A 21067-nucleotide genomic window follows, 5' to 3' on the forward strand; every position below is an offset into this window, starting at 1 on the left:
GGTACCCAGTCGCGAACCGGTGAACGGCGAGATCCAGACGTTACACCGGGCGGATACGGTGCCTGGCTGGGCCACGCAAGTGGAGTGGGGGCTGGCAGGCGAGGGAGAAGAGGTGACCCGATGAGCAAGGAACGCGAGCCGATGATCTTCCGAAATCCACGGTCAGGGGAAAGTGACCAGCCCCAGAAGGCCGCGTCGGCCATTCCGTTGCTGCCGCTGCGCGACATCATCGTCTTCCCGCACATGGTCGTGCCGCTGTTCGTCGGCCGCCAGAAGTCCATCGCCGCCCTCGAGGCTGCCATGGCCGGCGACCACGCGATCCTGCTGGCGGCGCAGAAGGACGCCAAGACCAACGATCCCACCCGCGAGGACATCCACGAAGTCGGGACGCTCGGCCAGGTGGTGCAGCTGCTTCGCCTGCCCGACGGCACCGTCAAGGTGCTCGTCGAGGGTAAGAGGCGCGCCCGCATCACGGCGTTCACACCCGAGGAGAACTACTTCGCGGTCCAGGTCGAGCCGATCGAGGAAGGCATTGCCGCCGGCGCCGAGATCGAGGCGCTCGTTCGCAGCGTCAACTCGACGTTCGAAGCCTACGTGCGCGCCAACAAGAAGATTCCGCCCGAGATGGTGATGACGGTCGCGTCGATCGACGACCCGTCGCGCCTCGGCGACACCGTGGTGTCGCACCTCACCGTCAAGCTCGAAGACAAGCAGGACCTGCTGGAGACCTTCGACATCGGCGAGCGCCTCGAGAAGGTGCTCGGCTTCATGCGTTCGGAGATGGAGATCCTCGAGGTCGAAAAGCGCATCCGCTCCCGCGTCAAGAAGCAGATGGAGAAGACGCAGAAGGAGTACTACCTCAACGAGCAGATGCGCGCGATCCAGAAAGAGCTCGGCGAGAAGGACGAGTTCAAGAACGAGATCCAGGAGCTCGAGGAGCGCCTTGCCAAGCTGCAGATGCCCGACGACGCCCGCGAGAAGGCGGAGAAGGAGATCAAGAAGCTCAAGATGATGTCGCCGATGTCGGCCGAGGCCACCGTCGTGCGCAACTACATCGACTGGATGCTCGCGCTGCCGTGGGGCGACTACACCGAGGACCGCATCGACATCGGCGCCGCGCGCAAGGTGCTCGACGAGGATCACTACGGTCTGGACAAGGTCAAGGAGCGCATCCTCGAGTACCTCGCGGTGACCAAGCTCGTCGGCTCGATCAAGGGGCCGATCCTCTGCCTCGTCGGACCTCCGGGCGTCGGCAAGACGTCGCTCGGCCGCTCGATCGCCCGCGCGACGGGACGCCAGTTCGTGCGCGTCTCTCTCGGCGGCGTGCGCGACGAGGCCGAGATCCGCGGCCACCGAAGAACGTACATCGGAGCGCTGCCCGGCAAGATCATCCAGGGCCTGAAGAAGGCCGGAAAGGGCAACCCGGTGTTCCTGCTCGACGAGATCGACAAGATGAGCACCGATTTCCGCGGCGACCCCGCCTCGGCGATGCTCGAAGTGCTCGATCCCGAGCAGAACGCGACGTTCAACGACCACTACCTCGACGTCGATTACGACCTGTCGAAGGTGATGTTCGTCACGACCGCGAACACGCTCGACCGCATCCCGCGTCCTTTGCAGGACCGCATGGAGATCATCCGCATCCCGGGCTACACCGAGCTCGAGAAGCTGCAGATCGCGAAGAACTTCCTCGTGCCCAAGCAGCGCGAAACCAACGGCCTGCCCGACAAGCAGGTGATCTTCGCCGACCAGGCGCTGATGTCGATCATCCGGCACTACACCAAGGAAGCGGGAGTCCGTAACCTCGAGCGCGAGATCGCCGCGGTGTGCCGCAAGGTGGCCGTGAAGGTCGCAGCGACCGAGTCGCCGAAGCCCATCGTCGTGTCGGCCAAGGCGCTGCAGAAGTACCTCGGACCGACCAAGTTCCGCTACGGCCGCGCCGAAGAGGACTCGATGGTCGGCATCACGACGGGCCTGGCGTGGACCGAGCTCGGCGGCGAGCTGCTCAACACGGAAGTCACCGTGCTTCCGGGCAAGGGCAAGCTGACGATCACCGGCCAGCTCGGCGAAGTCATGAAGGAGTCGGCCGAAGCGGCAATGAGCTACGTGCGCTCGCGCGCGCAGGAGCTCGGTTTCCGCAACGACTTCTACCAGACCATCGACGTGCACCTGCACGTACCGGAGGGCGCGATCCCGAAGGACGGCCCGTCGGCCGGCATCACGATGGCGACGTCACTGGTCTCGGCGCTGACGCGCATGCCGGTGCGCCACGACACCGCGATGACCGGCGAGATCACGCTGAGGGGCCGCGTCCTGCCGATCGGCGGCCTCAAGGAAAAGCTGATGGCTGCGCACCGCGCGGGCATCAAGCGCGTGATCATCCCGGCCGAGAACGAGAAGGACATCCAGGACCTGCCGCCGTCCGTGCTTCGCGCTCTGGCGATCCGCCCGGTGGAGCATATGGACGAGGTGCTCGACGCCGCGCTGATGCTGCCGGAAGGCCGCAAGTCGGTGTTCCTGCGACTGCGCACGCGCGACCTCGGCGCGCTGCCGCTCGAGATGGATATCTCGCAGCCGGTCACGCCGCCCGTGGTGACGCCGACCCCGGAAGGCACCGAGGTCATCACGCACTGATCCAGCATCGGGGACAGTCCTCATTCCAATTCGGAATGGGGACTGTCCCCGTTTCATTTGCGCCCACCGGTTTTTGCGCGGTTAGCTCAGTCGGGAGAGCACCGGCCTTACAAGCCGGGGGTCGCTGGTTCGAGCCCAGCACCGCGCACCAATTCTTGCAGCGTTTTCAGCCACTTTGCGCGGTGCTCGTGCCGTGCCGGGATCACGCACGGTGCTGGTGCCGGTAGTGGTGCCGGTTGCTGCGTTCAGCTTCTGTACCGCCGCGAGCTGGTGACTTGGGCTGAGGTGCGCGTAACGCAGCGTCATCACAATTGACTGGTGGCCCATCAATTCCTGCACAGTCCGAATGTCCACCCCTGCCATAACGAGGCGAGACGCGAAGGTATGCCGCAGATCGTGCCAGCGCAGGCCCTCGACCTTCGTGCTCTTGAGCGCGGGCAGGAAGGCTCGGTGCACGAAATTCTTGGCGTCCCGGGCGGTCTGGCCGCCCTTCGCCTCGCCCGCCTTCGTCTTGACCTCTTTGGACGGGAACACGAAGTCGTTTCGAGCTCGGCTCGGAAGCTCGCGCAGGATCGCCCGCACGGTGTCGTTCATCGGCACGCGCCGCAGCTTGCCGCTTTTGCTGAGCGGGATGGTGAGGACGCCAGCGGCGAAGTCCACGTTGTCCCAACGGAGTCCGAATTGCTCGCCCTGGCGCAGGCCGGTGTGGATCGCGAAGGCGACCAGCGGCCAGTCGGCAGGCTTCATTGCTTCGCGCAGCTTGGTCTCCTCGTCGGCTGAGAGGAATCGCACGCGCTCGTTGTTCTCTCGGTACAACTTGACGCGGTTTGTTGGGTTCGCGGGCACAAGTCCGTCGGCGACGGCAATGTTGAACACGCGCTTCAGGAACTTTACTTCCCGGTTCACGGTGGCCGGGGCGGATGTCTTGATGCGCTCGGCTTGGTAGCGCTCAACATCGCCCGGTGTGATCTGCGCGAGCGTCCGGCCCGGGAAGGCTTCCTTCCAATAACGGCCGTAGCGTTCGTAGTCGCTGAAGGCGCGAATGCGGCCCTTCGCGCGCTTCATCACGTCGTCAATCATGTCGGCGAGCAGCGTGTCGCGTCGGCCGATAGATTCCGGGAAGAAGCGGCGCTCGTGAACCTCGTTCTTACGCTTCGTGTAGACCTTGCGCGCCAGCGCCTTGGTGCCTACGCGCTCGCGGTGCTCGCGGCCCTGCTCGTCATGGTAGCGTACCCACCACACTCCGCTGCCGCGCGGACGTTCGAAGACGCCACGGTCATTGCTGCCGCTGCGCTTGCGTTCGGGCTTGCTGTCGTCGTTCTTCGTCATCGCGTCACTCTAGATCGCACGTGCGTGCGTCGTGATTGATGTCGCATTGCGCGTGTCTGCGCAAGAGCTGTCTGCATTATTCGCCGTTGTCACGCTCACTGAAGCTGCGCAGCGCCGGTCGCTCGGACCGCTTCACCAGCTTCTCAAGCTCGCTTGTCTTGAACCGGAGCGCGCGGCCAATCTTCACCGTCGCGATGCGTCGCTCATAGGCGAGCGCATACATCGTGGATGGCTTGAGCCCGAGCATTTCCGCAGCTTCGCGGACTGTAAGCAGCCGGTCAGACATGCGCGTCACGGCTGCTGTAGAGGGCATGCATTTCCAGAAGCCATTCCCGCATGAGCCCCATGACTTCAGCCAGGACAGTCTCAGCGCGATCGGCGGGTACTCGACGGGCATGGATAGTGTGACGAGTTACGACCGGCCGTCGAACGCCACGCATCCGAAGCATCCGATAGATGCGAGCCTGAAGCTCGGGAGAAAATTCCCACGGCGATGGCGTGTAACCCCAGACGTCAAGCCATAGCTCTGCGGTGGTGCGTCTGTGCTCGACCGTGGCGTGCGGCTGATTGCGGGCGACACAGTCCCTGTCCCACGCGGTCGCGAGGCGGGGACAGGAACGGCGGGAATACGAAAGGAATCCGGCCTGGCGTGCGCGTCCTCAGACAACACTCTGTCGCCCGCTTGGTGTCCACGCGTATCGTTAATCTTCTTGAAGTGGTCAAGGCGTGAGGTCGAGTCGCTCAACCCCGTGAGTTCCGCGGTCACGTGTAGCTGTGGAGTGGCGCTCGCCCCGATGCACGCCGAGACGGAAGACGCGTGGGTCAAAATGGCGGACGCGGCGATGTATGAAGCCAAACAGCTTGGCCGTAACTTGGTCCGCGTCTCCGGCGAACCGCCACCAGCGCCGGATCAGGTACGGAAGCCCGCTCGAAAAGTTGCGCTCCCCGGAACGCTATCGGAAGAGATGAGCGAGAGATTGCGGCTCGATCTTCTGCGGCGAGGTGGAGCGATGTGCCCTGTGAATCAGATCCCGCTCGATGCGCGCGACATCACAACAGTCGGGGAGCGAGGGAGGTCGTTTCTAGTCACCTGCCCCGGGTGCGGTTTCAACGCCACATTGCCCGGTCCCGGGAGCTAGGCCGAGCGCCAGTGAAGAACGGGCCATGTCTGCGCACGTCAGTAGTGAATCCATTCTTGGTAGCGGACGGTCCCGGCACTCAAGCCATACGGCGTGGATTCGCCGAAGCGCTCGGTGATCTACGAATCGAGGTTCAGCGAAAGGCTCAGGTCACGGAGGCATTCCTAGACGTGGCCGAGCGGCAGCTCGTGTCGCGAAGCGAGAGCACGAAGGATCCCAATTGACGGATCTGAGTCGGATGCGGGAGCCCAGCCACTCGTCATGAAAGTTTGCTGTGCGATTCCCCGAGAGGCTTCGGCCGCAGTTGCACGCTTGCCGGGGCGGTGGCGGCGTAGCCTCGGACCCCGCGGCATCCAGCACGGTCGCGTCCTCGCGAACAGTTGAGGGCAACGGTGCTGCCGCCGCCGTGACGGAGAGCCGCGTGGTGCAGTCCTACGTCGCGCTCAGAGTCACGAGCCGGAGCGAACGGCACGGACGAAGATGTTGAATGTCTTGAAGTCGCTGAACGCGAACCCGTCGACGGTGCCGACGAGCCACGCGAACGACGGATCGTTCGCGTCGGTAGACGCGGACCAGTAGTCCGACGCTGCGTCTGGCTGAAACTCCGCGCCAAGGGGCCAACCGGGGAGCGCCGTCAACTCCTCGACGGTCGGCAGCCGCCAGTCGCAGTGCCCCGCGTAGCAGCCTGTCGTCGCAACGCCGTCGGGCGAAGTGCCACCGTTCAGCTTGGCAAGGAAGTCCGTGAACGCACCGCCGTCCGGAGCGGTTCCGGAGCTGCTCCACTGGTAGGAGTTGTCCACGTCGTGGGGATCGGTGAGGTTGGGCACTCGGTCCGAAGCGTCCTTCTTCTCCCACTCCAACCCTGTTTTGTGGTCAATGATCGTGTCCCCCGACGCATCGAAGCGGGTCGCGTAGCAGCCGCTCGTGTCGAACGTGCAGCCCGCCGCGCACGCGAGGGTGCCGCCCGCGAAGCCCTGCGTCACGCACGTCGCGCCATTCAGGTTCCCGACGTCGCAGTCTTCGATAGCGTCGATTGTCCCATCACCGCAGCGCGGGCATTCCAGCGCGACGGGCTGTCCCACGGCGTCCTTGAGCACCAAAAGCGCGTCCGATGACGTGACCTTGCCGCTGCTGTTGACGTCCCCGCAAACCGGGTCGGCGGAAAGCGCCACGCCAGCGTGCAATATCGTTGCGGCGAGAGCCGCCCCTATGATCATGATTCGCATGAAGGACACACTTGTTCCCGGTCAGGGCTGAAGCCAGCGCCGGAAGCACGGGTCATTCAGTGCAAATGCTCCAGTCCTAAATTTATTGCGCGATTACCCGAGGGCCTTCAGGCCCAGCCGCGAAATCGCTGGGGGCGGTGGCGGGTAGCCTCGAACCCCGCGGCATCCAGCACGGTCGCGTCCTCGCGCACAGTTGCGGGCAACGGTGCTGCCGCCGCCGTGACGGAGAGTCGCGTGGTGCAGCCCTCGGTCACGATACTGTGCTGCCTGCCCGATGCCGAGTCACGACTTATCCCGACTTGCAGAGCCAGCCGTCACCCGCGACGGCGCCGCCTGCGCAGAAGCCGGCACGAACAGCACGAACAAAGAAGTTGCCGCCCTTGGCGAACGCGCCCTCGCCGCCGAGGCTGAAGTACACGCTCCACGCGTCGCCCGGGTAGGCCGCGTACGTAGACGCCGACCAATAGGAGTCAGCCGCGGTGCAGCTACACGTCGGATCGGTGATGGCCGTGCACGCAAGCCCGCAGCTCGCGCCGTTGAACGCTGCGTTCACGGTCGGCCCCGGATACGGAATGTTGTAATCCACGATACTGACCAGTTCCTTGATGCTCGGCAGCCGCCAGTCGCGGTGTCCAGCGAAGCCGCAAGCACCGGTGGGAACCGAGCAATCCGTGTTGGTCGTGCAAGGAAGCGTCGTGTCCTTGTCGCAGCGGTTGTTCAGTTGATTCAGGAATATCGTGACCGCCGCGCCGTTGTACGCGGTGCCTGGATTGGCGTTCGCGGTCCAGAGATAAGTGTTGTTGGCGTTGTGCGGATTCGCGCAGGTCCCGTCTTCATCCGTACAGTACACGTGATTGTTGTCCGCGTTGTTGTCCCACGCGATCTTCTTCTCCCACATACGTCCCGTGTTTCCGTCCGTGATCGTGCCGTCGCCGTTATCCGTGTAGGCGAGCGTCAACCCCGACCGTACCTCGCCGTCGTCGCCTCTGCCGTAGCTCTCCGTCTGGCCGCTGCCCAGGGGCAGGCCCGGCGGTGCACATTGAAGCGTGATCTGCTGACCGACAGCAGCTTTGAGCACCGCGAGCGCATCTGACGCGCTGAGGTTGCCACTGTTGTTCACGTCACCGCAGACGGGAGCCGGATCGGCCGCCAGCACCACACCAGCATTCAGTAAGACGGTTGCAACCATCGCCACCGTGATCGTCTTTCGCATAGGCCCACACTCGTCCCCGGTCAGGACTGAATCCAGCCGGAAGTGTGGCTGGAGCCGTGCAGCGGGGGCGCTGGCGGGCTCGGAGCGGGTGCGGGCCACCCACGGCCAACGAGGCCGCAGCAGACTCCGGGTCGCTTGGTGCAAATGCACCAGCCCCAATTTTGTTGTGCGATTGGCTGAGGGCCTTCAGACCCAGAATCCAGGCCGCTGGGGGCGGTGGCCCCGGGGTGCCGCCGGGGTAGGGGGCGGCGGGCAATCGGGATCGCTCACGTCCCCGTCACCTTCCGCGGTGGACGCCCGCCACTGACCCTGGGACCAGCGCTGCACTCTCGTCCTGGGGCTCCGCCCGCTGCGTCGCGCTGCGCGCAGGTAACGAAGCCTGCGCACTTCGGCGGCGACCAGCTCGATGTGCACCACCGCACTGCGGACGCGAGCTGGTGCCGGTTCTGGTGCCGGTTGATGATCGAACTCAGTCGAAAGTGATCGAAGCCAGTGGAAGTCTGCAAATCGCTAAGTGTGCGTCTTCACTTGCAACCGCTCGTCACACCAACGTTTCGTCATCATCCTCGTCCGCACTTACAAGCCGGGGGTCGCTGGTTCGAGCCCAGCACCGCGCACCAATTCTTTTCGATTTTCCAGCGACGCAGCGTAGGTCGCGGGAGTCACCGCGCCGAAGTTGCGGACTGGACAGACACGGTCTGAGTGCCAGCTGGCGGCGGCGGATCCGCGGCGCCGGAACCGTTCCGCACTATTCCATCGTTTTCATTGACCAGTTACCTCAACAGGCGGTAGCTCCCTTGTGGCAGGCCGGCTCAACTCGAGTCAGCTGCCCACACTGGAGGATGCCGATGGCCGTCGCGATCGACACGCTTGCATACGCCCGGCGGCTCCGGGAGGCTGGATTCAGCGAGAAGCAGGCCGAAGGACAGGCCGAAGCGCTCGCGGCAGCCATGACGGATTCGCTGGCGACAAAGCAGGATCTGAGCGAGATGGACGCACGGCTCGGCGCGCGCTTCACCGCGATCGACGCTCGCTTTTCCGCAGTCGACGCGCGCTTCGACCACCTCGAACGCCACTTCGATGCGCGGCTTGTCGAGCTCGAAAAGCGCATTGAAATCCGCCTGGAAGAGCAGGAAAAGCGCACGGCGATCCGTTTCGCGGAGCAGTCGGCGCGATTCGACGGCACTCTCGACGCGCGCCTGGCCGATCTCGAGCGCCGCATGACGATGCGCCTTGGCGGAATGATGGCCGCGGGGATCGGCGTCGTGTCCGTGCTGGTACGGGTGCTGTAGCGAGGCGGCAGATTTCCGGAATCCGCTTGTCGGCCGCGGCGGTGCCACACACGCGTCGCGATGGAATTCTACTGAGGCTCCCTCAGCGTGATCAGCATACCGATTTCCTTCTGGTCACTGCTGTCGCTGCCTACGTTCGGCAGCAGGAACACTCTTCCGTCCGGGCTGATGTAGCCCTGCATGCCGCCGTTGTCGGCCGCGTCGATCGTGACGACTCCATTGGACGCGACCGAGTAGGTGTGCGTCTCCGTTCCGCTGCTGTCCAGGTCCGTGTTCGTGCTCAGATTGACGTCGGCGTCCGAGACGACGTCTGCATTCGAATTGGACTTCTGCACGGAGGAGGTCTCGCTCAGCACGAGCCGGCGTCCGACGCCCCGGTGCACGGAAGCCGTACCGGCACCGTCCAGATCCAGCGTGCCAAGGCTGTGCGTCACCGCGACCGCACGGTAGCTCACGTCCGGCGATACATCGGGCGTGCCCGGTTGAAAGTTGGCCTCCAGGTGCAGACCGAACTGGACCGAGCGGTAAGTGCCGTGTCCCGTCGAGTTGCTGAGCCCGCTGCCGCGCTTGAGCCCGACGAGGATCGACGATTTGCCGGAGTCGCCCGACGCGTCGTCGCCGCGCAGCACGAGCACGTTGCGATCCGGCGTGACCGCGCCGAGTGCCAGAACGTCGCTGCCCGATTTCAGCGTCAGCGTGCCGTCCGCGGCGAGCGTGTAGTCGAGGTTGTTCTGCGCCGGCTTGTCGATCTGGCTTTCGGACAGCACGACGAACGGAGCGGCCGGAGGAGCAGCCGGCAGCGCCCCGTCCTTCGACAGGCTGATCTCGACGCCGGTCTCGCCTCCCATGCTGAGGTGTCCGGCGCCATCGAACGTGATCGTGTTGCTGCTGCTGCGCCCGGTGACGGCGCGGTGCACGTTCGTCGCGTCGGTCGTCGCTTCGACGGCGAATCGCAGCACCACAACGGACCACGTTCCCGACAGGCTCGCGTTGGTCAGACCCTCACTTTTGCGTAGCGCGAAGTCGGCATCGCTGCCGCCTTCGCTCTGGCCCGGCGCGATCGAAAGCGACGGGATCACGGCGAAGGCACTGCCGTCGGCCAGCGCGCCGCCTGCCACCTCGTTTCCTTCCGACGCCGGCGTGTTGGGCACCAGCAGCAGCGAACCGTGATTGGCCGAAAGAACGATCGCAGAAGGATCGCCCGGCGTGTCGTTGATGTCCTCGGTCACGAGCGCAGCCGACGCGTTGATCGCCAGGTCCGGCCCCGACTGCTGCGGCACGCTGCCGGAAGTCTCGGTCAACACGTGGTCGCGACCGGTGGAAGTCGGCTGCGTGACCGAGCCGTTGCCGGCGATCGAGATCGGGTCGGACGTCGCGAGGACTTCCACGGCACGGACGTTCTGGCTCGGCGTCTGCCCTTGCGCGGGCGAGAAGGCGAAGCTGAGCCGTCCGCCGAACGCGACCGTATGGAAGTTGCCGGCCGGAGCCGGCGCCGCTCCGCTGCCGGTCGCGAAATCGGCTGTCATCTCGGCGTAGACGCCGCCGGTAGCGGTGTCGATGGCAAGCACGGCGTCGCCCGTCGTCGAGATCTGGCTGAAATCCACGTCGGATTTGCGCACCAGTGCCGAGAGCGCATCGATCTCGGCCAGCGTCAGCTGCGCCAGCGTCGAATTGTTGTCGGCGCTTACCGCCTCGATGGCCGCAGCGACGATGGTTTCGCTGCCGGGATCGAGTACGACCGCGTTTCCGGTCACGAACGCGCGCAGGTCCCGGCCGGGAAGATTCGCGCGCACGATGAGCTGCGATCCGGGAGTCGGCGCCGGCGTAAACGAGAAGCTTCCGTCGAGGCCGGTGACGGTGCTGCCGAGCACCGGAGCCTCGGGATTACCGTCTGCATCGAGGGCGACGAGTTCGACCGTCACGCCGTTGGTCGGGACCAGCCCGCGAAATCCTGACCCGCTGCTGCCGGCCGGCGCCGCGGCGGGCTGCTGTCCGCTCATCCCGTACTTCCCGGGCACGAGCAGTTTGCCCGACAGATGCGGAGTGCACGCGGGACAGGCGAGCGTGGCGTTCTGACCGACGGCTACCTTCAGCGTCTTCAGGGCATCGGACGCCGTGATCTTGCCGTCGTTGGTGACGTCGCAGACGCACAGATCGCACGTCTCGCTGCTCACTGCGGTCTTGAGAATGAACAGCGCGTCGCTCGCCTTCGGAGCCGCGCCGGTGCTCGACGGTTGCCCGCAGTCGCCATTGGCGGCCCATGCAGGAGACGGCGGCGTGGCCGTCATCAACGTGGCCGCAATCAAACAGATGGCGACGGCCGCGACACGGCATTGCCAGTCGCGAGCCTCAATCAGCTCGATCATCTCGAGGTCTCCCCTTGCGGTCAGCGTGGTGCCGCCGTCGATGCTTGTCGGCAAGGCCGCTAGCGCTGTCGAAGAATGTCTCCCGAATCGGGCGCGGCTTCCAATGCGCGTCCTCTGCCTTTGGTGTGCGAGAGCGTCTCGCGCCTGCTTCCCAGACTGAAAGCCCGCGCGGATCGAATTCGGCTGGCGAGGCGCCAAGCTGGCGGAGTCGCGGTCAATGCCTCAGCGTCCCGCCGGGCCAGGTCGGGCATGCAGGGCCTGGACAGCGGAGTGTCGGGTGTCGGCAGAGTCCTGGAATCGGCGAACTGGCCCAAGCGTGAGACCATGCTGCCGCGGCGCTGGAATCGGTCCCGCACTATTCCATCGCTTTCATTGACCGATCGCCTCAACAGGAGGTAGCTCCCTTGCGGCGGGCGGACTGAACTCGAGTCACCTGCGCAGGCTGGAGGATGCCGATGGCCGTCGCGATCGACACGCTTGCATACGCCCGGCGGCTCCGGGAGGCTGGATTCAGCGAGAAGCAGGCCGAAGGACAGGCCGAAGCGCTCGCGGCAGCCATGACCGATTCGCTGGCGACAAAGCAGGATCTGAGCGAGATGGACGCACGGCTCGGCGCACGCTTCACCGTGATCGACGCTCGCTTCACTGCGATCGACGCTCGCTTCGACCACCTCGAACGCCACTTCGATGTGCGGCTCGTCGAGCTCGAAAAGCGCATCGAGATCCGCCTGGAAGAGCAGGAAAAGCGCACGGCGATCCGTTTCGCGGAGCAGTCGGCGCGATTCGACGGCACTCTCGATGCGCGCCTGGCCAATCTCGAGCGCCGCATGACGATGCGCCTTGGCGGAATGATGGCCGCGGGGATCGGCGTCGCGTCCGTGCTGGTGCGGGTGCTATAGCGAGGCGGCAGATTCCCGGAGCGGGCGTCGCCTGATCGCACGCCTCAGTAGTCGCCGCACCGAGGCAGATCTTCGCGGCAGAACCGGACGACCTCGAGGCTGCATCGCCCGCGATAAGCCGTGAGCTCCGGTGCATCGGTGATCCGCAATCCGACGGTCAGCTGCTTGGCGACCGCGTCCTGGAGCAACGCGAACATGCGTCCCTTGGGATCGATGCTCTGTTTTGTGGTGATGAAGAGGGGCTCGCACGAGACGTGCGGCGGCAACGTGAAGCCGCCCGCGATCTTGATTTCGAAGTTGCCGGGCAGATGCCCTCCCGTCGCCGTTGCAATGACGGCAAGGCTCTCGATCTTGACGCCGTAGACATCGCCTTCTCCCGCGATCGCAGTGGTGGAGAGAGCGAGGAACGCGACTGCAGCAAGAATCTTCATGATCGGCCTCCGGTGTCCGTGTTGCTCACTGATACGGATGCGCGTGCGTCGTGAACGTCGGCGCAGCCATTCCTGCGTCGTTGAACAGGTTCGCGAAGCTGTAGTCCTTGTGGTAGCCGTAGCGTACGACGAGCGGTGACGGCACCGAGTCGTTCCACACCACCACGTCGCTTCCCTGGATCTCGGCGTTCGCCCAGACGAAGTGGATGTCGTCCGGCGAAATCGAAAAACCCTGAAGCGGTCCGCCGACGGACTGGAGGTTGGATACCGTTCCCGCCCGGAACTTGAGCCGTACGTGGTTGCCGGACTCGATCGACATCGAGCTGTAGGTCGGCCCGGCAAACGTCAGCGGCTCGCCGTAGACGAAGCCGAGAACGGCGGCGGCGATGCGGAACGTGTATCCCTCGCGGTCACGCGGATGCACGCCGCCGACCAGGTCCGCCGACGTGATCACCTGCGTGTTCGGCTCCGACAGCGAGCGGATATACGCATCGCGGAAACTCGCGGAGCGTTCCGGAGAAAAGTTGGGATCGGGCAGGGCAGTGGGCCCGACCTGATCGGCCTGGTAGCCGTCGCCGACCGGCTCCTGCAGGAACAGGAACGGAATCGAATTGTCGTTCCATGCCGCACGCCACGACTCGACGATTGCCGGCAGCACGTGCGAGTACTGCTCGCCGGGATCGATCTCCGTGCGTGCGTCGCTTTCGCCCTGCCACCAGATCATGCCCTTGACCGGGAACCCCGCGACGTTGCGCACGGCGGTCATGTAACTCTGTCCGTAATTGCCGCTGGCGACGATCGCCTGGATCTCCGGATCCGGATTGTTCGTCGCATCCGGCCCGAGCCAGGTGCGCGACAGTGCCGATGCTCCGCGCAGCGCGCACTGCAGGACGCCGACCGTCATGCCCAGCTCTTCGCCCATCACCTTGGCGAAACCGAAGGGAATGTCGCCCGGCCGGTCGGTCCAGCTTCGCTTGAACACCCGCGCGTTGGGAAACTGTGCGAGGTCACCCTGCGTCGGGCGCCGGATCATCAGGTTGGACTGGCCCGCCATCAGCCAGACGTCGCCGACCATCACGTCGGTGAAGTCCAGCGTGTTGTCGTCGCCCTGGATCACCAGGTCGTAGGGTCCGCCGGGAGGCATCGGATCGAGAGTGACGCGCCAGCGGCCCGCGTTGTCGGCCACTGTCGGCTTGGTCTGCGATGCGATCGTCACGGTCACGTGCTCGGCCGCGTTCGAGGTGCCCCACACCGGAACACTCGCCCCGTGCTGCATCACCATGTGATCGTAGTAGAGGCGGCTCGGGATGCCGTCGGCGTTCGGTATGTCGGTCGACACAGTCGCCAGCGCCGCAGCTGGCGCAAACAACAGCACGACCGCAATCGCGGCCCCGGCAAGGCGTCGGAGGTCGGACGTCAAGAAGCTACCCCGCGATATCGATCTCGAAGAAGGTGCCGTCCCTGACGGAACAGGCGCCGGCTCCTCTCTCCGGTGCACCCCCAATCAGACCGCGGAGCGTCGGCCAAGTCGAGAGCGAATTTTCGGGCCCCGGCTCGCGGTCCCGGCCAGTATTACTGGCTCAGGTCGTTCGAGTCGGAGATCGAGTAATGGCAGTCGGTCGGCGTATTCGGGTCGGCTGCCTTCTGGCCGGGAGCCGGCTTCGGCGCGCTGCCTTTGGTGGCGCTGATCACGATCTTTCCGCCGCCGGGCACTGTCACTTCGGCATGCTGCGGAGTGCCGAAATCCTTGTCGAAGGTGCGGGACTGACCGCCCGGCTCGACGGAAAACGTGCAGATCGCGTTACCGGCCGGCGAAACCTCGATCGCCATCTTCCTGGCGGCCGTTCCGTCGTTCGTGAAGGCCGTCTTCAGCTGCGGAAACCCGTCTCCGGCCGTCAGGTCGCCGGCCACGGCCGGCGCTGCTGCCGCGATGATACAGGCCGCTGCCAGCGACGCCGTCTTTCTCGAAAATCCCATCGAGAGACCCCCCTTTCCCATTCTGGAACGATACTTTGGCGCGTTGTCGGACCAGATGCCAGCCCCTTGGCGGCCGTCGCGGGAGCGGAACATTGCCGTCCGGATTAGCCGCCCTGTCCGATTCCAGAAGCCGCGTGACGAAACCGCGCCGCGGTGTGCGCTGCCGCCGTTTCCGTACGTGGCGCGCGGGACTACATTGGAATCGGGTCGCTCGCAGGGATGGCCGGGAATCCATCGCGCGCGACCGGTCCGGAGGTTCGTCATGCGTGCGATTGCCAGTGTTGCCGCGGCCCTGCTCGTGGTGCTGACGGCCGTCCCTTCGAGGGCAGCCGATCAGCCCACGCCCGATGACCGCTTCCCCGTTCCTGTTTCTCCTTCGGAGTCGGTTCGCCAGAAAACCGAAATGCGCAGCAACCTGGTCGCGCTGCGTTCGACGCTTTCGAAGCTCGCCGACAAGGACTTCAAGGGAGTCGAAGCTTCGCTGCGAGGCCTGGTGCACACCGGCGACCTCGCGCACCGGCCGGGCGTGAAGACCGAAGTGTTCCGCAAACTCGAGAAGCAGTTCGAGGACCAGGTGGACAAGACCGTCGAGGCTGCGCGAAGCGGCCAGACCGAGGTCGTGCTGCGCGCTCTCAGCGAGACGATGGCGTACTGCCAGTCGTGCCACATGGCATTTCGCCAGGCTGTCGACACGTCGGGCACAGCCGAGCCGAAGCATTAGCCACGCGCTCGCGGCTCTTCACTCGGTAAACGTCGCCCCGCTGCACGCGAAGCCGAGCCCGACCGACACCTAGGGTGCCGGCGGCAGGCACGCCAGCACGACCGGCTGGCCGACGGCGAACTTGAGCGTCAGCAGCGCGTCGCTCGCGACGACACTTCCGCTATGGTCGACGTCGCAGATGCAAAGGTTGCACTTTCGCGACCCGACCGCGGTTTTGAGTACCGACAGCGCGTCGCCGGCCGTCGTCGTGCCGCCGGTGCTCGAAGGCTGGCCGCACACTTTGCAGCCCCCGTCGTAGTCGACGCATTTCTCGGCACCGGTGGCCGCGCACGGCACGAGCGCGGCAAAATGCACGGCGACCTGCTCCTGGGTGAGCGCCTTGTCGTACAGGGCCAGCTCGTCGATGCTGCCGGTGAAAAAACGCGCGAAATCGCGCGCGCGGTTGATACGAAACTCGGTGTTGAAGACGTTCGGTGTTGCGGTGTCTGCGGGAAGATCGGGATCGTTCTCGAGTGCCACGCTGACGCCGTCGACGTACAGCGTCGTGCCGACGTTGGCGGCACCGCCGCCCTGGCGCACCCAGACGACGTGATGCCACTGCCCGCGCGGCACGTCGTTCACGGTGCGAAGGCCGCCGTTGTAGAACCCCGCGTACAGGCGCTCCGGATTGCCGTTCTGGAAGCTGAACCAGGCCGACTTCATCGTGCCGTCGACGTCCGCTCCGCCCCAGTGCAGGAACGGTGCCCACAGCGACGCAGTCCCGTCGGGCAACACGTAGAACAGCGCTTCGGCGCTGAACGTCGGATTTCCACCGAGGCCGTCGGGGGCGACCGAATGGGTCTGGAGGTAATCGTCTTCGCTGTCGAAGCGCACGCCCTTGTCGCCGGATTCGGTGCCGGCTCCGCGGATCGGTGAGCCGAGATAGTCGGCGTCGAAGTCGATGCCGAGGCTTCCCTTGTTGGCGGCAACGGAGGTGGCGCCGTTGCCGGTCTCCGCCAGTTGGAAATACAGCACCGGCTCGTCGGCGAGCACGGCCTGGTGGAACGCATCCGACGCGGCAAAGGCCGCGTGGCAGGAACCCATCAGCGTGGCCCCGGCGACGAGGGCGACAGTCGAAGACGAGCGCAATCTCATCAGGCAACCTCCACGAGCGGGCCTCCCGCCCGACCCGCATTGCAGGACGCAGGACTCGCATTGCGCAGTGCAATGCAGGCGTCCAACGCGTCGATCAGGCGCCGAATATATATGAAAACACTACGGGAAGTTGACCGCGAAACCCTTGCTTCCGGGCCGCGCATGACGATTTCTGGACCATGGTTGGACGCAGGAGGCCCGGATGAGCGCCAGCACCAGACTGTTCACGTCGACCGCGACCGGCAAGCCGGTCGCCCTTCCTCCCGTGATCGGCTTCCTCGTGGCCGCCGCGCTCGTTGCCGGCGGCGGCGTCGTTGCCGCACTGCTCGACAAGGGACTCGGTCTTCGCGATCCCTCGCTGATCTTTCTCACGAGCGTGGTCGTGACGGCGATGATTGCCGGACTGCGGCCGTCGCTGGCGGCCGCGGTCCTGAGCGCGCTCGTCTACGACTATTTCTTCACCGTGCCGTACTACACGCTGCGGATCAATGATCCGCAGGACATCCTCGCAATTGTCGTCTTTCTGGCCGTCGCGGTGATCACGAGCAACCTGATGTCGACGGTCAAGGAACAGGCAGTCGCCGCAGAAGAGCGCGAGTCACGCACGGCAGCGCTCTATGAATTTTCGCGCGAGCTCGTTGCGGTCGACAATCTCGACGACCTGATGACGATCATTGTTCGCAGCATCGCGACTCGGTTCGGTGCGGACGCCATCCTGCTGCTGCCCGACAATGGGACTCTCAAGCCGCGCGCGGCACATCCGGCTGGAGCAACGGTTCCCGCTACGGAGCGCGACGCGATCGGCTTTGCATGGGCCGAGGGACGGTCGGCACCGATGGCGGTACTGACGGCGACCGGTGGTCGCTGGATCCACGTCTCGCTGGGGACGATCCGCGGCGAAGTCGGCGTGCTGTCGCTCGACATGCGCGGCCCGGTCAGCCTGACGATCGAGGACGGAAAGCTGCTCGACGCGTTCACGCAGCAGGCCGGCGTCTCGCTCGAACGCTGCCTGGTCGATGCGATCAGGACTACGCGCCCGGCCGGCGACGCGAACAACCATTCGACGTATTCGCGCGACGCACGCGTGCGGGCGATGGCAGACCGCATCGAGCGTATGCAGCAGGAGATCGTGCACCTTCGGCTCGACGCCAGCGAGCTTCTGAAATCCGGCGAGTCGCGGGTAGAAACGAGCTGAGCGCCGCGGTCTCGCGGCCGGGATCTGACGTGGCGCCGGGACCGGTTCGCCGCCGGCGGCCTACCTGTCGCGGCCTTCGGTCGTCGTGGGCGCCGCCGGCGATGCGGAATCTGCAGTCGGATTGCCGCGGCCGTACTGGATGACGATGCTGCCGATCAGGATCACGACCAGCCCGATCCAGGTCGATCTCGGCACCGCTTCGCCGAAGAAAAAGCGTCCGAACAGCACGCTGGCCAGCGTGAACAGCCCGACGTAAGCGCCGATCATCCGCGAGAAGTCGAACGGAACCTGATTGACCATGATCCCGTAGGACCCGAGCACGACGAAGCCGGCGATCACTGCGACCGCGCCGCTGCCGCGAAGACCGGCGCGGATCAGGGCATCACCACCAACCTCGAGCACGGCGGCGCAGACGAGGACCAGCGTCTCGATCAATCGCTTGGTGAGGATGCTGGTATCCATCGTCTGCGCCTCCGGCCCCATCCGCCCGGCAGAAGGGGAGCGGGACTTTCCTGAACCGGCCTTCGAAGCGCTCAGCGCGCGGCTCGATCCAGGGCGAGATTGAGCCTCAGTACATTGACGCCCGGATCGCCCAGTACGCCGAGGTCCGGTCCCTGCGTGTACTCATCGATCATACGGGTCACGGTGTCGATGTCGAGGCTCCTGGCCTTGGCGTAGCCGATGGTGACGAGGAAGAAGCCCAGGATCACAAGAATGTAGGTCACGTCGATCATGTCGGTTCTCCGGGATGACGGTCGATTGTCGGTTCTGCAGTCGACCGCAGTGTCGTCATCGACGCATATAAAGACGAGACGGAGTCACCGAAGTCCGCGTAGTATTTGCGTATGCATTTTTATCGCGCGCTCACGCAGCGGGCAGCGCCGCTCTTTCGGGCACTCCGGCAAAGGCAAGTTCGCGCGAGGCGCTCGATCGAAGGCGAGGGACGGCGGTGGACTAGCGCGCCGCGTATCTCGCCAGGCGCGTGCGCCCGGCCGCGACCAGGTCCCACAGGAGCGGCGTCGCAGTACCACGATGATCGTCAGCCGCACGTATAAATTCGAGAGAGGCATACGAGCAGTTTCGTAGGAATGGCGGAAGCGGAGCGGGTCGAAACGACGCGTAATCGGCGCATAAGGGGATTCGATTTCTCGTATCACCACCGACGATGTTTCACGGCAACGTGAGTGCCGACCGTCCCACTCGACGGATGACGCTGAAGGTCGCCGCTGGCCAGCGCGAGCGCATGCGCTCGGACCGAGGCGCGCTCAACGCAGCCCTTATACGAAAATCCAATGCTGACCGCGCAAGTGCTCGCCTTTGGCATTCCGCTAGCATGATCCTGAACGGAGCAAGCACGCTGCACAGCAGAGCATCACGGACGCAGACCCCGGTTTTCGCAGGGTGAAGCGGGCACCAGTCTGCGCGGGCCGCGTGCCGGAAGAGACGGGCTTTCGCACGTGTGAGACTTGTCTCTCAATGTCGCGCCCCAGCTTCCGCACAGGTTCGTGCTGGTCCCCTATGAAATTACTATGCGCGAATCCCTGGACTTGGAGAGTATCCGTGACGACTCTTCGACCAGCTAGTTGGGCAGTCGAGATGCCAACAGGGAGTGAGTTGCGATGATGCTTGCAGGGATGATCGTGCTCGGCGTTGCGATCCTGCTCGGGATGGTCGCTTTCGTCGATTTCTGTGACTGGGTCTGAATCATGAACGCACTGTTGCTGATTCTCAGCATCGCGGTCGGCGTCTATCTTTTCTACGCGATGATCCGACCCGAGAAATTCTGAGGCACTTCCGATGCAAACCGAGATTCTCGCCGTTATCCTGACGGTAGTCCTCCTGGTCGGCACGAGCGTTCCGCTCGGACGCTACATGGCGGCGGTGTTCAGCGGGGAAAAGACGGTGCTCGACCCGGTATTCGTACCGATCGAGCGGCTCGTGCTGCGTCTGGCCGCCGTCGACCCCGACGAAGCGCAGGACTGGAAGCAGTACTCGAAGTCCCTGGTCGTCTCGAACATCTTCATGTGGCTCGCCTGCTTCGCGATCGTGACGCTGCAGGGCCTCTTGTGGCTGAACCCGGACGGCATCACCACGATGGAGCCGACGCTCGCTTTCAACACGGTCTCGAGCTTCGTGACCAATACCAACCTGCAGCACTACAGCGGCGAAACCGGTCTCTCGTACTTCTCGCAGATGTTCGAGGCGACGTTCCTGCAGTTCGTCACGGCAGCAACCGGCCTTGGTGCGCTCGCAGCGATCGTCCGCGCGCTCGGTGCGAACCGGATGACGTCCATCGGCAATTTCTACGTCGACATGACACGGGCCGCGGTGCGCATCTTCCTGCCGCTGGCTCTCGTCGTGGCGGTACTGGTCGCCTGGCAGGGGACACCGCAGACCTTCGAAGGGGCGGCCAAGGCGACGACAGTCGAGGGTGCCGAGCAGTCGATCGCTCGCGGCCCGGTCGCGGCGATGGTCGCGATCAAGCAGCTCGGCACGAACGGCGGCGGCTTTTTCGGGCCCAACTCCGCGCATCCGTACGAGAATCCCACTCCGGCCACGAATCTCGTCGAGACCTGGTCGATCCTGCTGATCCCGATGGCCGCCGTCTGGATGCTCGGCGAGATGGTCCGCCGCCGTCGCCTGGCCGTCGTCATCTTCCTCACCATGTTCGCGATGTACGCGCCGATGGTCGCATTCGGCGTGAAGCAGGAGCTCGGCGGCAACCCCGAGATCAGCGCGATGGGTGTAGACCAGTCCACCGGCTCGATGGAAGGCAAGGAGCTGCGCTTCGGCGCAGGTCTCTCGGGCCTGTGGGCCGTCAGCACGACGGTGACTTCCAACGGCTCGGTCAACAGCATGCACGACTCGATGACGCCGCTCGGCGGGCTGATGCCGATGGTCGGCATGTGGCTCAACAACATCTACGGCGGCGTCGGAGTCGGGTTCATCAACATGCTGATCTTCATCATCGTCACCGTGTTCATCTGCGGGATGATGATCGGACGAACGCCGGAGTTCCTCGGCAAGAAGGTCGAGGGCAAGGAGATGAAGCTCGCGAGCATCGCACTTCTCCTGCATCCGCTGCTGATCCTGGCCGGTACCTCGATCGCCTGCTACGTCTGGGCGACGACGACCGATCCGAACACGGCTCTGGGGTGGCTCAAGAATCCGGGATCGCACGGATTTTCGGAGATGCTCTACGAGTTCAGCTCGGCGGCGGCCAACAACGGCTCGGGCTTCGAGGGCCTCGGCGACAACACGCCGTTCTGGAACATTTCGTGCGGCATCGTGATGCTTCTCGGACGCTACATTCCGATCATCGCACCGCTCGCGCTGGCTGCTTCGCTCGGCGCCAAGCCGGCAACACCCGAGGGGGCGGGATCGCTTGGTGCCGACACCGCGACCTTCGGCATCGCGCTGTGGTCGGTCGTGCTCGTGCTCGGGCTGCTGATGTTCATGCCGGTCGCGGTGCTCGGGCCGATCGCCGAGTACCTGACCCTGCACTGAGGAA

Annotated in this window: 19 protein-coding genes and 1 tRNA gene; 10 read left to right on the top strand and 10 right to left on the bottom strand. The window is 64.9% G+C overall.

The genetic code is table 11. The annotated features are described in order from the left end of the window. Positions 1-141: 141 nt before the first annotated feature. The 4 genes from lon (at position 142) to VGK20_04960 (ending at position 4002) form a co-directional block, all read left to right on the top strand. Positions 142-2634: an endopeptidase La gene (gene lon / locus VGK20_04945; protein HEY2773383.1), complete on the top strand. Its 2493-nt coding sequence runs from the start codon at positions 142-144 to the stop codon at positions 2632-2634. 75 nt (positions 2635-2709) lie between these two features. Beyond that, positions 2710-2785, top strand: a tRNA-Val gene (locus tag VGK20_04950). Between the two features lie 233 nt (positions 2786-3018). After that, a complete protein-coding gene (locus VGK20_04955) occupies positions 3019-3414 on the top strand; it encodes a hypothetical protein (protein ID HEY2773384.1) in 396 nt (131 codons plus the stop codon). A 159-nt stretch (positions 3415-3573) separates the two neighbouring features. Further along, a complete protein-coding gene (locus VGK20_04960) occupies positions 3574-4002 on the top strand; it encodes a hypothetical protein (protein HEY2773385.1) in 429 nt (142 codons plus the stop codon). A gap of 37 nt (positions 4003-4039) precedes the next feature. Here the strand turns inward: VGK20_04960 and VGK20_04965 are convergent, their stop codons facing one another. Then, a complete protein-coding gene (locus tag VGK20_04965) occupies positions 4040-4249 on the bottom strand; it encodes a helix-turn-helix domain-containing protein (protein HEY2773386.1) in 210 nt (69 codons plus the stop codon). A gap of 463 nt (positions 4250-4712) precedes the next feature. Between VGK20_04965 and VGK20_04970 the strand changes: the two genes are divergently transcribed. Further along, positions 4713-5102 carry a diguanylate cyclase gene (locus VGK20_04970; protein ID HEY2773387.1) on the top strand — a complete coding sequence of 130 codons (390 nt, stop codon included), beginning with the start codon at positions 4713-4715 and terminating at the stop codon, positions 5100-5102. Positions 5103-5551: 449 nt separating this feature from the next. Here the strand turns inward: VGK20_04970 and VGK20_04975 are convergent, their stop codons facing one another. Next, positions 5552-6274, bottom strand: a complete 723-nt coding sequence (locus VGK20_04975) for a DUF1566 domain-containing protein (protein HEY2773388.1) — start codon at positions 6272-6274, stop codon at positions 5552-5554. Positions 6275-6617: 343 nt separating this feature from the next. Then, complete coding sequence (locus tag VGK20_04980; GenBank protein ID HEY2773389.1) at positions 6618-7541, bottom strand: DUF1566 domain-containing protein; 924 nt, start codon at positions 7539-7541, stop codon at positions 6618-6620. 848 nt (positions 7542-8389) lie between these two features. On the opposite strand from VGK20_04980, the gene VGK20_04985 reads away from it, so the two are divergent. Next, complete coding sequence (locus tag VGK20_04985) at positions 8390-8833, top strand: hypothetical protein (GenBank protein HEY2773390.1); 444 nt, start codon at positions 8390-8392, stop codon at positions 8831-8833. 68 nt (positions 8834-8901) lie between these two features. Here the strand turns inward: VGK20_04985 and VGK20_04990 are convergent, their stop codons facing one another. Continuing rightward, positions 8902-11253, bottom strand: coding sequence for a hypothetical protein (locus tag VGK20_04990; protein HEY2773391.1), 2352 nt, complete (start codon positions 11251-11253; stop codon positions 8902-8904). A gap of 401 nt (positions 11254-11654) precedes the next feature. On the opposite strand from VGK20_04990, the gene VGK20_04995 reads away from it, so the two are divergent. After that, positions 11655-12098, top strand: coding sequence for a hypothetical protein (locus VGK20_04995; protein ID HEY2773392.1), 444 nt, complete (start codon positions 11655-11657; stop codon positions 12096-12098). A 44-nt stretch (positions 12099-12142) separates the two neighbouring features. Here the strand turns inward: VGK20_04995 and VGK20_05000 are convergent, their stop codons facing one another. The 3 genes from VGK20_05000 to VGK20_05010 form a co-directional block, all read right to left on the bottom strand. Next, positions 12143-12529: a hypothetical protein gene (locus VGK20_05000; GenBank protein ID HEY2773393.1), complete on the bottom strand. Its 387-nt coding sequence runs from the start codon at positions 12527-12529 to the stop codon at positions 12143-12145. Positions 12530-12554: 25 nt separating this feature from the next. Next, positions 12555-13949, bottom strand: a complete 1395-nt coding sequence (locus VGK20_05005) for a sialate O-acetylesterase (GenBank protein ID HEY2773394.1) — start codon at positions 13947-13949, stop codon at positions 12555-12557. Positions 13950-14101: 152 nt separating this feature from the next. Then, positions 14102-14506, bottom strand: a complete 405-nt coding sequence (locus VGK20_05010) for a hypothetical protein (GenBank protein HEY2773395.1) — start codon at positions 14504-14506, stop codon at positions 14102-14104. Positions 14507-14768: 262 nt separating this feature from the next. Here VGK20_05010 and VGK20_05015 point away from each other — a divergent pair, with 262 nt between their 5' ends. Next, positions 14769-15227: a hypothetical protein gene (locus VGK20_05015; GenBank protein HEY2773396.1), complete on the top strand. Its 459-nt coding sequence runs from the start codon at positions 14769-14771 to the stop codon at positions 15225-15227. A 69-nt stretch (positions 15228-15296) separates the two neighbouring features. Here VGK20_05015 and VGK20_05020 read toward each other — a convergent pair whose 3' ends face one another. Then, the gene (locus VGK20_05020) at positions 15297-16361 is read right to left on the bottom strand and encodes a LamG domain-containing protein (GenBank protein ID HEY2773397.1); all 1065 of its coding nucleotides are present in this window, start codon (positions 16359-16361) and stop codon (positions 15297-15299) included. Between the two features lie 202 nt (positions 16362-16563). Between VGK20_05020 and VGK20_05025 the strand changes: the two genes are divergently transcribed. Next, complete coding sequence (locus tag VGK20_05025) at positions 16564-17556, top strand: DUF4118 domain-containing protein (protein ID HEY2773398.1); 993 nt, start codon at positions 16564-16566, stop codon at positions 17554-17556. Between the two features lie 60 nt (positions 17557-17616). Here VGK20_05025 and VGK20_05030 read toward each other — a convergent pair whose 3' ends face one another. Next, the gene (locus VGK20_05030; protein HEY2773399.1) at positions 17617-18018 is read right to left on the bottom strand and encodes a hypothetical protein; all 402 of its coding nucleotides are present in this window, start codon (positions 18016-18018) and stop codon (positions 17617-17619) included. A gap of 71 nt (positions 18019-18089) precedes the next feature. Further along, positions 18090-18290, bottom strand: a complete 201-nt coding sequence (locus tag VGK20_05035; GenBank protein ID HEY2773400.1) for a potassium-transporting ATPase subunit C — start codon at positions 18288-18290, stop codon at positions 18090-18092. Positions 18291-19353: 1063 nt separating this feature from the next. Between VGK20_05035 and kdpA the strand changes: the two genes are divergently transcribed. Continuing rightward, positions 19354-21063 carry a potassium-transporting ATPase subunit KdpA gene (kdpA, locus tag VGK20_05040; protein HEY2773401.1) on the top strand — a complete coding sequence of 570 codons (1710 nt, stop codon included), beginning with the start codon at positions 19354-19356 and terminating at the stop codon, positions 21061-21063. Positions 21064-21067: the final 4 nt, after the last annotated feature.

Source organism: Candidatus Binatia bacterium, assembly GCA_036493895.1.
Taxonomy (GTDB): domain Bacteria; phylum Desulfobacterota; class Binatia; order UBA1149; family CAITLU01; genus DATNBU01.

What these genes read in the sequence shown, in the direction of transcription:
- VGK20_05030 (HEY2773399.1), bottom strand. Translation starts at nt 18,018, where the DNA reads ATGGATACCAGCATCCTCACCAAGCGATTGATCGAGACGCTGGTCCTC.
- VGK20_05035 (HEY2773400.1), bottom strand. Translation starts at nt 18,290, where the DNA reads ATGATCGACGTGACCTACATTCTTGTGATCCTGGGCTTCTTCCTCGTC.
- kdpA (HEY2773401.1), top strand. Translation starts at nt 19,354, where the DNA reads ATGCAAACCGAGATTCTCGCCGTTATCCTGACGGTAGTCCTCCTGGTC.
- VGK20_04955 (HEY2773384.1), top strand. Translation starts at nt 3,019, where the DNA reads ATGCCGCAGATCGTGCCAGCGCAGGCCCTCGACCTTCGTGCTCTTGAG.
- VGK20_05020 (HEY2773397.1), bottom strand. Translation starts at nt 16,361, where the DNA reads ATGAGATTGCGCTCGTCTTCGACTGTCGCCCTCGTCGCCGGGGCCACG.
- lon (HEY2773383.1), top strand. Translation starts at nt 142, where the DNA reads ATGATCTTCCGAAATCCACGGTCAGGGGAAAGTGACCAGCCCCAGAAG.
- VGK20_04995 (HEY2773392.1), top strand. Translation starts at nt 11,655, where the DNA reads ATGGCCGTCGCGATCGACACGCTTGCATACGCCCGGCGGCTCCGGGAG.
- VGK20_05025 (HEY2773398.1), top strand. Translation starts at nt 16,564, where the DNA reads ATGAGCGCCAGCACCAGACTGTTCACGTCGACCGCGACCGGCAAGCCG.
- VGK20_05010 (HEY2773395.1), bottom strand. Translation starts at nt 14,506, where the DNA reads ATGGGATTTTCGAGAAAGACGGCGTCGCTGGCAGCGGCCTGTATCATC.
- VGK20_04980 (HEY2773389.1), bottom strand. Translation starts at nt 7,541, where the DNA reads ATGCGAAAGACGATCACGGTGGCGATGGTTGCAACCGTCTTACTGAAT.
- VGK20_05000 (HEY2773393.1), bottom strand. Translation starts at nt 12,529, where the DNA reads ATGAAGATTCTTGCTGCAGTCGCGTTCCTCGCTCTCTCCACCACTGCG.
- VGK20_05015 (HEY2773396.1), top strand. Translation starts at nt 14,769, where the DNA reads ATGCGTGCGATTGCCAGTGTTGCCGCGGCCCTGCTCGTGGTGCTGACG.
- VGK20_04965 (HEY2773386.1), bottom strand. Translation starts at nt 4,249, where the DNA reads ATGTCTGACCGGCTGCTTACAGTCCGCGAAGCTGCGGAAATGCTCGGG.
- VGK20_04985 (HEY2773390.1), top strand. Translation starts at nt 8,390, where the DNA reads ATGGCCGTCGCGATCGACACGCTTGCATACGCCCGGCGGCTCCGGGAG.